General features: G+C 71.5%; 12 protein-coding genes and 1 pseudogene. 5 read left to right on the top strand and 8 right to left on the bottom strand.

Features of this window, described 5'->3' with window-relative positions:
- Positions 1-110: 110 nt before the first annotated feature.
- Positions 111-734, bottom strand: a complete 624-nt coding sequence (locus I4J89_RS30900) for a response regulator transcription factor (RefSeq protein WP_196417644.1) — start codon at positions 732-734, stop codon at positions 111-113.
- The gene (locus I4J89_RS51650) at positions 731-2,434 is read right to left on the bottom strand and encodes a sensor histidine kinase (RefSeq protein ID WP_196417643.1); all 1,704 of its coding nucleotides are present in this window, start codon (positions 2,432-2,434) and stop codon (positions 731-733) included. The genes I4J89_RS30900 and I4J89_RS51650 overlap by 4 nt, the downstream gene beginning before the upstream one ends.
- Before the next feature lie 132 nt (positions 2,435-2,566).
- On the opposite strand from I4J89_RS51650, the gene I4J89_RS30890 reads away from it, so the two are divergent.
- Genes I4J89_RS30890 through I4J89_RS30880 form a run of 3 tightly spaced genes read left to right on the top strand, consistent with a single transcriptional unit; the run spans position 2,567 to position 4,375 of the window.
- On the top strand, positions 2,567-3,043 hold the full coding sequence (locus I4J89_RS30890) for a hypothetical protein (protein WP_196417642.1): 477 nt from the start codon (positions 2,567-2,569) through the stop codon (positions 3,041-3,043).
- Between the two features lie 19 nt (positions 3,044-3,062).
- Positions 3,063-3,923 (top strand): alpha/beta fold hydrolase, encoded by an 861-nt coding sequence (locus I4J89_RS30885; RefSeq protein ID WP_196417641.1) that lies wholly within the window; start codon positions 3,063-3,065, stop codon positions 3,921-3,923.
- A gap of 41 nt (positions 3,924-3,964) precedes the next feature.
- Positions 3,965-4,375, top strand: a complete 411-nt coding sequence (locus I4J89_RS30880; protein ID WP_196417640.1) for an SRPBCC family protein — start codon at positions 3,965-3,967, stop codon at positions 4,373-4,375.
- A gap of 8 nt (positions 4,376-4,383) precedes the next feature.
- On the opposite strand, the gene I4J89_RS30875 is transcribed toward I4J89_RS30880, so the two are convergent.
- The gene (locus tag I4J89_RS30875; protein WP_196417639.1) at positions 4,384-5,169 is read right to left on the bottom strand and encodes a polysaccharide lyase family 7 protein; all 786 of its coding nucleotides are present in this window, start codon (positions 5,167-5,169) and stop codon (positions 4,384-4,386) included.
- 157 nt (positions 5,170-5,326) lie between these two features.
- Here I4J89_RS30875 and I4J89_RS30870 point away from each other — a divergent pair, with 157 nt between their 5' ends.
- Together I4J89_RS30870 and I4J89_RS30865 are read left to right on the top strand one after the other, a co-directional pair.
- The gene (locus tag I4J89_RS30870) at positions 5,327-5,836 is read left to right on the top strand and encodes a SigE family RNA polymerase sigma factor (protein ID WP_196417638.1); all 510 of its coding nucleotides are present in this window, start codon (positions 5,327-5,329) and stop codon (positions 5,834-5,836) included.
- Positions 5,833-6,417, top strand: a complete 585-nt coding sequence (locus tag I4J89_RS30865) for a hypothetical protein (RefSeq protein WP_196417637.1) — start codon at positions 5,833-5,835, stop codon at positions 6,415-6,417. The genes I4J89_RS30870 and I4J89_RS30865 overlap by 4 nt, the downstream gene beginning before the upstream one ends.
- Before the next feature lie 2 nt (positions 6,418-6,419).
- Here the strand turns inward: I4J89_RS30865 and nrfD are convergent, their stop codons facing one another.
- The 5 genes and pseudogenes from nrfD to I4J89_RS30835 all read right to left on the bottom strand — a co-directional run bounded on the left by nrfD (position 6,420) and on the right by I4J89_RS30835 (position 13,408).
- Entirely contained in the window at positions 6,420-7,376 is a 957-nt protein-coding gene (gene nrfD / locus I4J89_RS30860; RefSeq protein ID WP_196417636.1) for an NrfD/PsrC family molybdoenzyme membrane anchor subunit, read from the bottom strand.
- Positions 7,373-8,284: a 4Fe-4S dicluster domain-containing protein gene (locus I4J89_RS30855; protein WP_230859879.1), complete on the bottom strand. Its 912-nt coding sequence runs from the start codon at positions 8,282-8,284 to the stop codon at positions 7,373-7,375. Before I4J89_RS30855 ends, nrfD begins: the two co-directional genes overlap by 4 nt.
- A 7-nt stretch (positions 8,285-8,291) precedes the next feature.
- Positions 8,292-11,465, bottom strand: a pseudogene (gene fdh / locus I4J89_RS30850) (formate dehydrogenase); the annotation flags it as partial.
- 672 nt (positions 11,466-12,137) lie between these two features.
- Positions 12,138-12,701, bottom strand: coding sequence for a hypothetical protein (locus I4J89_RS30840; protein ID WP_196417634.1), 564 nt, complete (start codon positions 12,699-12,701; stop codon positions 12,138-12,140).
- Positions 12,702-12,790: 89 nt separating this feature from the next.
- Entirely contained in the window at positions 12,791-13,408 is a 618-nt protein-coding gene (locus I4J89_RS30835; protein ID WP_196417633.1) for a lytic polysaccharide monooxygenase auxiliary activity family 9 protein, read from the bottom strand.
- Between the last annotated feature and the right edge of the window lie 226 nt (positions 13,409-13,634).

Genomic DNA, 13,634 nt, shown 5'->3' with positions numbered 1-13,634 from the left:
CGCCCTACCCGGTCACTGAAACCACACCTCCCGCCGCGACCAGCGCGGCCACCCGCCCGGTCGCGGCCGCAGCGCGACCGCCGGGCTGATGCGGGACGCAGCAGCCCGGCTCAGCCCAGCCCGCACGCCCGGGCGAGAGCGATGGCGTCCTCGCGGCTGGCAACACCGAGCTTGCCGAGCATCTCCGAGATCCGGTTCCGGATCGTCTTCGGTGCCAGGAACAACCGCGCCGCCACCTGGGTTGTCGACAGTCCCCGGACGAGCAGTTCGAGGATCTCCAGGTCGCGAGAATCCAGGGCCGCAAGGCTCGCCGGCGGCGGCGCCGCGCGGGTGGCCGCCACCACAGCGGCCTGCGCACCCCGGCCCAGCACCAGGGCACCGCGGGCGGCCGAGTGGATCGCGGCGAGCACGTCCTCCGGATCGGAGTCCTTCAGCAGGTAGCCGTCCAGGCCGGAACCGAGACTGCGTACCACGGACTGGTCGTCGGCGTGCATCGTGAACAGCAGGACCCGCAGGCGTGGCCGGCGCTGTTTGAGGGCGGCGCCGAGGCTGATGCCGTCGCCGTCGGGCAGCCGCAGGTCCAGCACGGCGATGTCGGCTCCGGCGGTGACCGCGAGGGCCTCGGCGGCCGAGCGGACCGCGGCGACGAGTTCCAGGCCGGGATCGGACTCGACCAGCGCGGACAGGCCGGCCAGCACGATCGGGTGGTCGTCGGCCACCAGCACCCGGATCATCCGGCCGCCCCGTCGCCGGCCGGCAGTTCCACCCGCAGCCGGGTGCCCCGGCCGGCGCCCGCGGCGACATGCAGGGTGCCGCCGAGCTCCTCCGCGCGGCGCCGCAGCGACGACAGGCCGACGCCCGGGGCGAACGGGCCACCGACACCGTCATCGGTGACCTCGACGAGCACCGTGCGGTCGGGAGTAGTGCGTACCTGCACGGCGACCCGCTGCGCGTGGGCGTGCCGTAGCGCGTTGGTGAGGCCCTCGGCGACCGACCGGTAGACCGCGACCGCGATCTCCGGAGCGAGGCGCGCGTCCAGGTCGCTGCCGAGCGTCACCTCCGGACCCTGCCCGGCGAACGAGCCGGCCAGGCGGTCGAGGGCCGCGGCGAGATCACCGTCGTCCAGGACCGACGGGGTCAGGCCGGAGACGATGCGGCGCAGGTCGCTGCGGCAGTCGGCGAGATCGCCGGCCAGGGCTTCGAGGACCGGGGACGGCCGGTGCCGCAGTTCGGCGCGGACCCGCATGCTCATGCCGACGAGCACCGGGCCGAGGCCGTCGTGCAGGTCGCCGAGGATCCGCGCGCGCTCGGTGTCGCGTTCGCGGGCCAGATCCCGGCGGGCGTGGCCGGCCTCGACGGCCAGGTCGACGGCCTTCGCGACCAGCGACACCGTCGGCAGCAGCTGCCGGACGATGCGCTCCTGGCGCGGTTCGGGGCCCTCCGGGTGGCGTGGCTCGAGGTAGAGGCTGCCGACCCGGTCGCCGCCGACGGTCAGCGGGTACAGCGCCCAGTGCCCGGGCACGTCGGGCAGGTCCGGGCCGACGACCAGGCCGACCTGCCGGTGCCCGCTGGCGGCGGCCACCATGGCCGCGGCCTTGCCCAGCAGCTCACGCGGATCCTCGGTACGGGTGTGCAGGTCGGCGGTGATCTCGGCGACGTCGGCCGCGGACAGGGCGCCCGGGCCGTACCGCCGGGTCAGGAACTGGCGGCGCAGCCACAGCCCGGCCGGCAGGAAGAGCACCGCCGCCACCACCGCGGAGAACGCCCCGGAGACGTCGGGCCGGGGCACCCCGGTGTGCTCGCCGCCGATCCGGACCAGGGTGCCGACACCGGCGCCGATCAGCAGCGTGGCGGCCGCGACCGCGGCGTCGACGAGCGGTTCGTCGACCGGGCGCAGCTCGCGCATCGTCGCCAGCCGGCAGATCAGGGCCGCGGTGCCCCACAGGCCGAGGGTCGTCACCACCGCGGCCACCCGCGAGCCGCCGGACGAGAACGCGGCCAGGACCGCGGCCACCAGCGCGGCCGACCCGGCGACCAGCCAGACCAGGCGGCGCCGTGACATCCGGTCGGCGGCGATGTCCACGCTCCAGGCGATCACCGCGAGGGCGGCGACGATCAGCGGGACGGCGAACCGCTGCCAGCGCTGTTCGACGGCTTGCCAGCCGGATGGCGCGCCGAGCGCCGTCATGGTGACGATCGCGGGGACGACGGCGAGCGCGACGAGGGCCCGGCCGAGACGGGACCGCGGGTCGCGGTCGAGCAGCAGCGCGGCGGCGATGCCGAACGCCGGCCAGCCCAGGCCGTACAGGGCGCCGGTCGGGAGGGTGGTCTCGCCGAGGCCGAGCAGGCCCGGTGCCGCGCCCGCCGCGGTCGCCAGCGCCGCACCGGCGACCGGTCCGGACACTCCGCGGTGGACTACGACGGCGTCGTTCACAGGTCCATCGTGCAGCACTCGTCGCGGCGGTCACAGCGGCGCGGGACGGCCCGGGACTTCGCGGGACTGGTGCCCGGGACATCCCGGCGCGCACGGTGAATCCAGTCCGTCATTCACCAAGGAGGTTCTCCGATGTCGTACACCACCTCACACCGCACCTCTCGCGGCCTCTCCGCGTCTGTTCTGGTCGGTGGAGCGTTCCTGCTCTCCACCGTCGCGAACCTCGCCTTCCGGGTCGCCGACATCCTGTTCACCGACAGTGATCCATACCGGCCGGAGGGACCGGTGGAGAGCATCGTCAGCATCGCCGTGGTCGGCGGGATCGGGCTGCTCGTCGCCCTCGCCGTCGCGCTGCCGCTGATCCGCGACCCGGCCCGGGCCCGGGTCGGCGCGATCGTCCTGGGCTCGCTGGCCCTGGTCACGCTGCCGGTGTGGTGGTCCGGCGCACCGGCCGTCCTCGGCGCCGCGGCGGCGTGGCTGGCCGGGCTGACCAGGGACGGGTCGCCGCAGCCCGGTGTGGCCCGCGGCTTCGGCATCGTCGGATTCGTCGTCGCGGTGCTGGTGGTCGTCGGCGTGTTCGCCGGCAACCTGGCGTCACTTCTGGGCTGATCTGGGTAACAGCTGCTCCATGTTCGAGGGATTCAAGGACGAACGGGTCGGCGTCGGTGAGGTGGAGCTGCGGGTACGGCACGCCGGTGAAGGGCCACCGGTGCTGCTGATCCACGGTCATCCCCGCACCGGCGCCACCTGGCATCGGGTCGCACCGCAACTGGTCGAACGCGGTTTCACCGTGGTCTGCCCGGACATGCGCGGCTACGGGAGCTCCGGGAAGGCCACGCTGCGCCCGGACCACTCCCAGCAGTCGAAACGGGCCGTCGCGCGAGACCTGGTAACGCTGATGCGCCACCTGGGACACACCGAGTTCGCCGTCGCCGGCCACGATCGCGGCTGCTACGTGGCGCTGCGGCTGGCCCTCGACCACCCGCGGGCGGTACGCCGCCTGGTCGTGATGGACGGCGTACCGATCAGCGAGGCCCTGGCCCGCTGCGACGCGAAGTTCGCCCGCGACTGGTACCACTGGTTCTTCTTCGCCGTGCCGGACAAGCCGGAGCGAGCCATCATGGCCGACCCCGACGCCTGGTACACCGCCGACCCGGAAGCCATGGGCCTCGACAACTACCAGGAGTTCCGGTCCGCCATCCACGACCCGGCGACCGTGCGCGCGATGCTGGAGGACTACCGCGCCGGCCTCGGCGTCGACCGCGACCACGAGGAGGCCGACCGCCGGGCCGGGCGCACCGTCGGATGCCCGGCGTTGTTCCTGTGGTCCACCCGCGACGACATGGAGGACCTCTACGGCGACCCGCTGGCGATCTGGCGGTCGTGGGCGGACGACGTCCGCGGCCTGCCGATCGAGTCGGGCCACCACATGGCGGAGGAGAACCCGGCCGCCGTCGTCGCCGCGCTCGACCGGTTCCTCGCGCAGTAGCCGGCCGGTAGACCCGCTAGGGTCGGTCCCGTGGAGGACGGATGGCAACGGTGAGCGTCGAAACCGTCATCGGCGTACCCGCCGCTCAGGTGTGGGACGCCATCGCCGACGTCGGCGCGGTGCACCGGCGGCTGCTGCCGCACCGCGTCGCCGACGCCCGCGTCGAGGGTGCCGTACGGATCCTGACCATGCCGGACGGAGCCGAGGTCCGTGAACTGATCGTCGCGGTCGACCATGACGCGCGCCGGATGGCGTACACGGTCACCGGCGGCCAGCGGCTGCCCCTGACCTATCACCACGCCGCGTTCCAGGTGTTCGAGGAGGGCGAGGCGAGCCGCCTCGTCTGGCTGACCGACGTGCTTCCGCACCCCATGGCCGCGCACGTGCGGGCCCGCGTCGAGCGCGGCATCGACGAGATCAGGGACCACCTCGAGCGGGCACACCGCGCTTGACGCCTGGTTCAGCCGTGCTTGACCGTGAGGCTGTAGAACTTCACCTTCGCGCCGTTGGTGGTGCTCTCCGACGAGGACTGGTTGTACGAGCCGGCCTTGAAGTACTGCCGGTACGGGCTGAACGCCGACGGGATCGAGTAGCCGGTGCGCGTACCGTTGACGGTCAGGTTGAGCCGGTTGCCGGTCACGTTGAGGACGTAGGTCCACTTCACGCCGAGCGCCACGTTGCCGACCTTGTGCAGCGTCTGCCCGCTGGCGTCCGGCGAGTTCTGGGTGCCGAGATAGATGTCGCCGTTCGGGCGGTAGTAGAGCTCGGCCAGCGGCTTGGTGGACGTCCCGCCGGTGCCGAGCTTCACCTGGCCGACGGCGACGTTCTTGGTGACCGACACGACCCGCAGCTGGGCGCTGAGCGTGTGGTTGCCGGCCAGGGCCCAGTCCGCGGCGCTGCCGTTGGGGTTCATCTCGCGCAGTTCGCAGCGGGCATACTTCGAGTTCGGCGTGGTCACGCCCTTCTCCGGCGCCCAGAACGTCATCGAACCGTCGTTCTTGTCGGTCCAGAAGAAGGCGGGATCGGTGTATCCGGAAGCGCCCTTGAGCCGGGCCGGCGGGATGGTGTCGGGCTTGCCGGGGCTGCCGGTCGGCAGTTGCAGCGACCAGATCGACAGGTCGAAGTTGCCGCCGGGCGGCAGGTTCGGGTCCAGCGTGGCGGCCGACGCCTGGCTGATGCCCACGGCGCCGAGCGTACCGACGACGGTGGTGGACAGGGCGGCGGTGAGCAGGGTGCGTCTGTGCATGGGGATGACCTCGATACCGTACGGGGGATTCCGGTAAAGACAGTTAAATAAAGCAGCTCGTCGATGCGTACTCAAGCGTTTTCGCCTTAAAGAACCTTAAATCGGACCGGGCCGGCGGACAGGTAAGCGGAGGACCGCCCTCGGGCGTGAAGAGATCGTGGAACAGGAACCGGGAGACTTCGCGGCCTTCTACCAGGCGGCCGGCGATCACTGTTTACGAGCTGTGCTGGTCGTGGTCGGCGACCGCCACCTCGCGGAGGATCTGGTCGCGGAAGCGTTCGCCCGGGCCTGGTCGTCGTGGTCCAAGGTCGCCCAGCACCCGGCGCCTGTGGCATGGGTGGTGCGTACCGCGCTCAACACGCGCATCTCCTGGTGGCGGCGCCGCCGCCGGGAGGTCCACACGGCCGACGTGCCCGAGCGCGACCGCCCGGACCAGGCCGTGACGTCCGAGACCGTGCCGGACGCCCGGCTGATGGCCGCGCTCAAGGCCCTGCCGAAGCGGCAACGCGAGGTCGTGGCGCTGCGGGTGCTGCTCGACCTCGACGCCGAGACGACCGCGCGGACCCTCGGGATCGCCACCGGGACCGTCGGCGCCCATCTCTCCCGGGCGACCCGCGCACTGCGCATCCACCTGGGTACCGCCACCGAACAGGAGCCGCTGCGATGATCACCGACGACGAGGTGTACGGCCACCTCCGCGACGAACTGGCTCCCGTCCGGATGGGCCCGGACGTAGCCGCCGTCAGCGCCCGCGGCCGGACCCTGCGCCGCCGGCGGCGGGTGGCCCCGGCGGCCGGCCTCGCGGTGGCGGCGGTCGCCGCCGGTCTGATCCTGGGAATCCCCACCGGCACACCGCCCCGGATGGAGTCGGTGGCCTGGTCGGTCGAGTCGCAGCCGGACGGTTCGGTCACGCTGACCGTCCGGCAGCTTCAGGACCCGGAGGGCCTGTCCGGGACGTTGCGCAAGGCCGGGGTGCCCGCGAAGGTCGAGTTCAAGCGGCTCGGCCCCGGGGAGGCCGGTGGCTGCGCCGAGACCGGCCAGGTGAGATCGCCCAAGCTGCCGAGGGTGGTCTCCCCGGAGTGGGGCGCCGACGAGCAGCGGATGACCATCCGGCCGGATCTCATGCCGCCGGGCACCACTCTGCACATCGTCATCTTCCAGATGCCCGACCCGAAGGATCCCGCCGGACACGACTGGAGTGCGCACCTGAGCCTGGTCGAGGGCGAACCGATGCCCTGCACCCCCTGAGATCAGTCAGCCGCGGCCCGGCGAGCCAGCCGCTCCCGCTGGGGGACGACCGTGTACTTCGGGTCCCTCGCCGAGGCCATGCCGCCCTCGAAGATGCCGAAACGGGTGGCCAGCGAGGCGGCGAGCAGCGACAGGCCGGACAGCCCGGACACCACCCGGCTGCGCCGGCCGAGCAGCGCGCCGGCCACGCCGAGCGCGGTCAGCGCCCGGCCGGCGCGCAGCAGCCGGCCGGGCCGGCCCTGCGTGTAGGGCTCGCTGAGGATGCCTTTCGAGGTCTCCACCCGGTGCGCGCCGTAGAGTTCCAGGGCCGCGCCGAGCACGGCCATCCGCCGGGCCGGCCCGGCCTGCGATACCGGCGCGCCGAGCAGGCCGACGCCGGCGCCGCTGGCGAGGGCGCTGCCGGCGAAGACGAAAGGCAAATCGGGGTACGCCGCGTGCCAGCTCGGCGTGGCGGTGCCGGACAGCAGCACCGCGGTGTACGTGGCAAGCGCGGGAGCGGTGGCCGCGGCGGCGTACTGGCCGGCGGTGCCCAGCGGCGTGATCAGCCTGCCGACCGGAGCCGGCAGCAGCGGCGCGGCCTCCGCGACGGCGGAGACCCCGGCGGCGGCGCCGAAGGCGCTGAGGATCCAGGTGCCCATCGACATCGGCGAGGTGGGCTTGGCGACCCGCAGCATGTGGTGGAAGCGTTCCGGACGGCCCAGGTCGGCGACCAGGAAGTAGGTGCTGGCGAGCAGGGCGCCCAGCGCGGTGGTACGGCCGGCGCGGCGCAGCGCGGGCCGGCCGGTGGCGTCCCCGCCGGCCGCGAGCAGGGCGGATCCGGCGGCGAGCCCACCGGTGAACAGGTACGCCGCGACGTCGTGGGTCCAGACCGCCGGGCGGACGACGGGCCGGCCGTAGTAGGAGCGGAAGTCGGCCGGCGGCACCATCGGCCGGTCACCCCTGGACCCCTTGGGGCTCATGACCGCCCACCCAGGAAGGACACGGCGACCGCCGCCGCCATCGCCAGGCCGGCCAGCCCGGCCCGCTTCCACATGGCCGGCAGGTCGCGGGTGGACACGACCGGGTCCGGCGGCAGCCCGTACACCTCGGGTTCGTCCAGCAGCAGGAAGAACGCACCGTCGCCGCCCACGCCGTCCTCCGGATCGTGCCCGTACAGCCGGGCCTCGGTGACGCCCTGCCCGCGCAACCGCTCGACCCGCTCGCGGGCCCGGCCGCGCAGTTCGTCGAGCTCGCCGTACTGGATGGACTGCGTCGGGCAGGCCTGCGCGCAGGCGGGCGTCAGCCCGTCGCCGATCCGGTCGTAGCAGAGCGTGCACTTCCAGGCCCGGCCGTCGTCCTCGCGCCGGTCGATCACACCGTACGGGCAGGCCGGTACGCAGTAGCCACAGCCGTTGCAGATGTCCTCCTGCACCACCACCGTGCCGAACTCGGTGCGGAACAGGGCGCCGGTCGGGCAGACGTCGAGACAGCCGGCGTGCGTGCAGTGCTTGCAGACGTTGGACATCATCAGCCAGCGGAAGTCGGTGCGCGGCGCGTCCAGGGTCCGGCCCGGCAGGTCCTTGCCGGGCATGCCGAGGAACTGCGGCCCGGTGGTTCCGGCGGCCGCGAGGGCGTCCACCGCGGGCTGCTCGATGAAGGCGACGTGCCGCCACGAGTTCGCGCTCAGCCCGCCGGTGTTGTCGTACGAGCTGCCGAGCAGGTCGAAGCCGTCGTCGGGGACACCGTTCCACTCCTTGCAGGCCACCTCGCACGCCTTGCAGCCGATGCAGACGCTGGTGTCGGTGAAGAACCCCATCCGCGGTGGCGCGTCCGGGTAGCCCGCGTCCGGCGCGGGATCCAGCGGGCCGTAGAGGCTGTTACTTCCCATGATCCTCCGACCGCTTGCGGTAGCCGTCCACGAGCTCCAGAAGAGCGGGCCCGACCGGCCGCCGGCCGGGCCGGATGTCGCAGGTGCCCACCTTGCTCTCCTGGATCAGCACGTTCGGGTCGAGCGTGATGCCGATCAGGTCGTTCGCCGAGTCGCCGGTGACCAGGCCCGCGCTCCCCCAGTGATACGGCATCCAGATCTGGTGCACGGTCCGGCCGTCGACGCGCAGCGGGGTGAGCCGGTCGGTGACCAGCACCCGGGCTTCGATCGCGGCGCGCGAGGTGACGATGTGCGCCCAGCCGAGATTCTCCAGGCCGCGTTCCGCGGCCAGCTGCGGGGAGACCTCGACGAACATCTCCGGTTGCAGTTCGGAGAGGTACGCCAGCTGCCGGCTCATGCCCCCGGCGGTGTGGTGCTCGGTGAGCCGGCTGGTGGTGAAGACGTACGGGTAGACGTCGTTCGCCATGGGATTGGTCGGGTTGTCCGGGCGGTCGTACACCTTGCGGGCCGGGTTGGCCTGCTGGCCGTAGAGCGGGTTGCGGACCGTCGACTCGGCCGGCTCGTAGTGGGTCGGCAGCGGTCCCTCGATCAGGCCGCTCGGCGCGTACAGCCAGCCCTTCCCGTCGCCCTGCATGATGAACGGGTCGTCACCGGAGATCGCCGCGACACCGGTGGCGCCGTCCGGCGGCCGGTACGACGGCGGCTTGTTCTTCTCGAAGTCCGGCACGTCGTACCCGGTCCACTCGCCGGCCTCCGGGTCCCACCACACGTACTTCTTCCGCTCCGACCAGGGCCGGCCCTCCGGGTCGGCGGAGGCCCGGTTGTAGAGGGTGCGCCGGTCGGCCGGCCACACCCAGCCCCACTCGCGGGCCACCCAGTCCTGCTCGCGGCCGGGCTTACGACGGGCGGCCTGGTTCACGCCGCCGGCGTAGACACCCGAGTAGATCCAGCATCCGCAGGCCGTCGACCCGTCGGCCTTGAGCGCCGTGAAGGTCGGCAGCAGCTCGCCGGTGGCCACGTCGAATCCGTTGATCTCCTTGAGCACGTCCTCGCCGGTGGGCTCCTCGTCGGCCCAGGTCAGGTTGAGCAGTCCCTGGTCGCGGGGCAGGGTGGAGCCGGCCAGCCGCTCCCGGACCAGGCGGCCCAGCTGGTGGAAGAACCACAGCTCGGAGCGGCAGTCACCGGGTGGGTCGAGGGCCTTCTCGCGCCACTGGAGCATCCGCTGGGTCTGGGTGAACGTGCCCTCCTTCTCGGCGTGCGAGGCGGCCGGCATGAAGAACACCTCGGTCCGGCACTGCTCGGGGACGATCTCGCCGGTGGCGATCTCCGGCCCGTCCTTCCAGAACGTCGCGCTCTCGATCATGAACAGGTCGCGGACCACCAGCCAGTCGAGGTTCGCCATGCCGAGCCGCTGTGCCTTGCCGTGCGCGGAGCCGACCGCCGGGTTCTGGCCGAGCAGGAAGTAGCCCTTGATCTTGCCGTCGATCATGTCGAGGACCTGCTGGTACGTACCGTGGTCGCCGGTGAGCCGAGGCAACCAGCCGTACCCCCAGTCGTTGTCCGCGGTTGCCGCGTCGCCCCAGTACGCCTTGAGCAGGCTCACCGCGTACGCCTCCGCGTTCGCCCAGAACCCCTGCTGCTCGGGATTGCGGATCGCGTCGATCCACTGCCGGAACGTCTCGTGCTGCCTGTGGTGCGGCATCGGCAGGTAGCCGGGAAGCAGGTTGAACAGCGTCGGGATGTCGGTGGACCCCTGGATGCTGGCGTGCCCGCGCAGCGCCATCACGCCGCCGCCGGGCCGGCCCATGTTGCCGAGCAGCAGTTGGATGATCGCGCCGGTGCGGATGTACTGCACACCGACGCTGTGCTGGGTCCAGCCGACCGAGTAGACCAGCGCGGTGGTGCGCTCGCGGCCCGAGTTCGCCGTCCAGGCCTCGCAGACCTCGTCGAACTTGTCGCGCGGCACGCCGCAGACCCGCTCCACCATCTCCGGGGTGTAGCGGGCGTAGTGCCGTTTGAGGATCTGGAAGACACAGCGCGGGTGCCGCAGCGTCGGGTCGCGGGGCACGTCGGCGGGCACCGGCGGGCCGTGCGACTCCTGCTCCAGGCCGGAGGCGGTCTCCCGGTCGGTGTGCGCCTCGCCCTCCTCCTGGCCCTCGTCCTGCTGCCCGGCGTACTGCCAGCTGGACTGGTCGTACACGTTCAGCTCGGGGTCGTAACCGGAGAACAGCCCGTCCAGGTCCTCGGTGTCCCGGAAGTCCTCGCTGACGATCATGGAGGCGTTGGTGTACGCGACCACGTACTCCCGGAAGTCCTTCTCGTTGCTCAGGATGTAGTTGATCACCCCGCCCAGGAAGGCGATGTCGGCACCCGCCCGCATCGGCACGTACGTGTGCGCGAGCGCGCTGGTCCGGGTGAACCGCGGGTCGATGTGGATGACCTTCGCGCCGCGGTTCTTCGCCTCCACCACGTACTGGAAGCCCACCGGATGTGCTTCCGCCATGTTGGAACCCTGGATGATGATGCAGTCGGCGTTAGCCAGATCCTGAAGGAATCCGGTGGCCCCGCCACGGCCGAAGCTGGTCCCCAGACCGGGAACGGTGGCGGAGTGTCAAATACGCGCCTGATTCTCGATCTGTATCGCGCCCAGCGCGGTGAACAGCTTCTTGATCAGGTAGTTCTCCTCATTGTCCAGCGTCGCGCCGCCGAGGCTGGAGATGCCGAGCGTACGGTTCAGCGGCCGGCCCTCGTCGTCGGCGTCCTCCCAGGTCGCCTCGCGCGCCGCGAGCACCCGGTCGGCGATCATGTCCATCGCCGTGTCCAGGTCGAGCTCTTCCCAGTCGGTGCCGTAGGGCCGGCGGTAGAGCACCGTGCGGACCCGGCGGTCGCTGGTCACCAGGCTCTTGCTGGCCGAACCCTTCGGGCAGAGCCGGCCCTTGGAGATCGGGCTGTCCGGGTCGCCCTCGATCTGGACGACCCGGCCGTCCTTCACAAAGATCCGCTGTCCGCAGCCGACCGCGCAGTACGGGCAGACGGACCGGGCCATCGAGTCGGCCGTCTCGGTACGCGCGGTCAGCTCCCGGGAACGCCGGGACTGCGCGGCGGCGCCCCGGCCCAGCGGGTCGGTGCCGGTGAGTTGCCGGTACACCGGCCACCCCTCGATCCAGGTGCGGACGCCCATAGATCGACCCTAAACCCGTTGCCTGGCCCCCGCATGCCGGACCGGGCTCAGCGCCCGCCGCGGCGGCGTCCGCGAGGCCGGCTTCCGTACCCGTACCGGTTTGCCGGGCGCCCTCGGTGTGCGGCTGAGGCGCGCCACCACCCGGTCGCGGCCGGCCAACCGCATCCGCGGCGGCCGCGGGTTGCTCGCCTTCGCGCTTCGGAGCGCGAGGCGTCCTGGGCTGACAGCGATGTCGTCGGCCTGACCGGGATCGGCCGGACGAAGCGGACCGATGTGTCGGGCACCTCGACTCGTTCCAGGACCGTGAGTCCGAGGGTCAGCCCGCATCCGGCGCATGGCGTCGTTGTGAGTCGTCGTGCGGTGTTGATCACTAGTGGATGTACCGATCTGCTGCGACATTTCCGTGCGGAGACGGCGCTCCGCGGAGAAGATCCGCGCATGACGGAGAAGCGGCCGGGTGTCACGACGGCGCGCCCTACTCGCTTGGTCCATGCGGGATGTCAGTGCGCGAGGCTCGCACGCTTGCAAATCACGGCGTGGCTACTCGGCGCGGTGAATGTCTCAGCTGATGTACAACGGCCTGTCCCTTGCGGATGACGGCGTGGCGGGAGGCGCCACCTGGCTCCGGCGACGCTAGCAGCGCGCCGGCGGACGACTCCACCGGTTATTGAGTCAGAGCCCGGCGGCCGCGTCGTACCGGCGGCGCAGGTCGGCCATTTCCTCGTCGGTCAGGGCCTCCTTGAGCGCCAGCTGCGCGTACTTGTCCGGGAACATCTCGCGCAGCCGGTCGACGTACATGACGTCGGCGGTCGCCTCGACCACCTGGATGCCCGGCGGCTCGGTGGCCATGTCCAGGATCACCGGGCCGGCCAGCTTCACCGCCACGTCCCAGGGACGGTCCGGTTCGGCGACCCCGCAGAGGTGGAAGCCGTACACCGTGCGCACCTCGGCGAGCGTGGTGACATCGGACGGCTCGTGGCCGTAGACGCGGACCCCGCAGATCACCGACGGCTTCGCCGGCTCCCCGGTGGCCGTCGGCTGGACGTGGTGTCCGGCGTGGTTGTGCTCCTCCGGGTTCGACTGTTGGAGCGTGGTACGCATCCGGGTCATGATCTGCGCCTGCAAATCCGCCGGCTCCGCCTTCGGGCCGCCCGAGTCGGCCAGTACGACCGCACCGGCCGACGCCGCCAGCAGTATCACCGCGGCCCACACGTAGCGGCTGTAGCGGGTAGTCATGGTCGTTTCTCACCTCGTTGTGGTCCGGGCTACCGGCCCAGGACGTCAGCCGACGTCCTGGGCCGGAAAGCGGTGCCTGGTCGTGCCGATCAGGCGAAGGTCACGTCGCTGCACCACATGTAGGCCTGGTCGAGGTGCGAGGCCTGCCAGATGACGAAGACGATGTGATGGCCGGTGTATCCCGAGGTGGAGACGTTGAACTGGATGTTCTGCGACGGCGCGTACCGTCCGGTCTGCGTGATGAAGTCGAGGTTCCCCCAGCCGAGGCGCTGGGTGGCCGGGTTGAACCCCTGCTTGCTGACGTAGACCCGGAAGAAGTCAGCGCCGTGGCTGGCCTGGTCGTACAGGTGGATGGTGAAGTTGCGGCTGATGGCCGTGGTCTTCCAGGCGCCGGGCTGGTTCAGGCTGTCGTTCCTGGCCAGACCATTGCTGCAGAGCTGACCGTCGGGCGTGCGGGCCTGGTACTGCTGGCCGAGGCCGTCCCGCAGCGCGCTCATCCAGTTCCACATGGTGTCCGGGTTGGCCTGGAACGCCTGCCAGCACATCGGGTCCTGTTGCTGCATGGCCGGGTTCATGTGCTGGCTGCCCCAGGTCTTCCAGCACTGGTAGGCGCGCGTTGCGGGGCTGATGATCGTGCCGTGGGCCTGGGCCGCACCGGACCAGGGCAGCAGGCCGATCACCGTCGTGAGCAGCGTGACAAGCACCATGACGTGCCGGCGAACCGCTGATGGGGATCGGCGACCGGATCGACGGGACTCGTGTGGGGGCACGGGATGTCCTCCATTCTTCGGCGTTCGGGGGAATGGGAGCGCTCCCGGTCAGCATCACATCTCGCTGCCCGAATATCAACCGATGTCTATTGATTTCGGCGTCTGCCGAGGTAGACGGCGCGGTCAGGGTCCTCTCCGGCCCAACGTGGGTGCTGTCTGGCAG

Source organism: Actinoplanes aureus, assembly GCF_015704865.1.
GTDB classification, from domain to species: Bacteria; Actinomycetota; Actinomycetes; order Mycobacteriales; family Micromonosporaceae; genus Actinoplanes; species Actinoplanes aureus.
The sequence above is the reverse complement of the archived record's forward strand: the minus strand, read 5'-3'. Positions and strand labels throughout refer to the sequence as shown.

Excerpts from the sequence above, each read along its gene's own strand:
- I4J89_RS30900 (WP_196417644.1), bottom strand. The coding sequence starts at position 734 with ATGATCCGGGTGCTGGTGGCCGACGACCACCCGATCGTGCTGGCCGGC.
- I4J89_RS30890 (WP_196417642.1), top strand. The coding sequence starts at position 2,567 with ATGTCGTACACCACCTCACACCGCACCTCTCGCGGCCTCTCCGCGTCT.
- I4J89_RS30885 (WP_196417641.1), top strand. The coding sequence starts at position 3,063 with ATGTTCGAGGGATTCAAGGACGAACGGGTCGGCGTCGGTGAGGTGGAG.
- I4J89_RS30880 (WP_196417640.1), top strand. The coding sequence starts at position 3,965 with ATGGCAACGGTGAGCGTCGAAACCGTCATCGGCGTACCCGCCGCTCAG.
- I4J89_RS30875 (WP_196417639.1), bottom strand. The coding sequence starts at position 5,169 with ATGCACAGACGCACCCTGCTCACCGCCGCCCTGTCCACCACCGTCGTC.
- I4J89_RS30865 (WP_196417637.1), top strand. The coding sequence starts at position 5,833 with ATGATCACCGACGACGAGGTGTACGGCCACCTCCGCGACGAACTGGCT.
- nrfD (WP_196417636.1), bottom strand. The coding sequence starts at position 7,376 with ATGAGCCCCAAGGGGTCCAGGGGTGACCGGCCGATGGTGCCGCCGGCC.
- I4J89_RS30855 (WP_230859879.1), bottom strand. The coding sequence starts at position 8,284 with ATGGGAAGTAACAGCCTCTACGGCCCGCTGGATCCCGCGCCGGACGCG.
- I4J89_RS30840 (WP_196417634.1), bottom strand. The coding sequence starts at position 12,701 with ATGACTACCCGCTACAGCCGCTACGTGTGGGCCGCGGTGATACTGCTG.
- I4J89_RS30835 (WP_196417633.1), bottom strand. The coding sequence starts at position 13,408 with ATGGTGCTTGTCACGCTGCTCACGACGGTGATCGGCCTGCTGCCCTGG.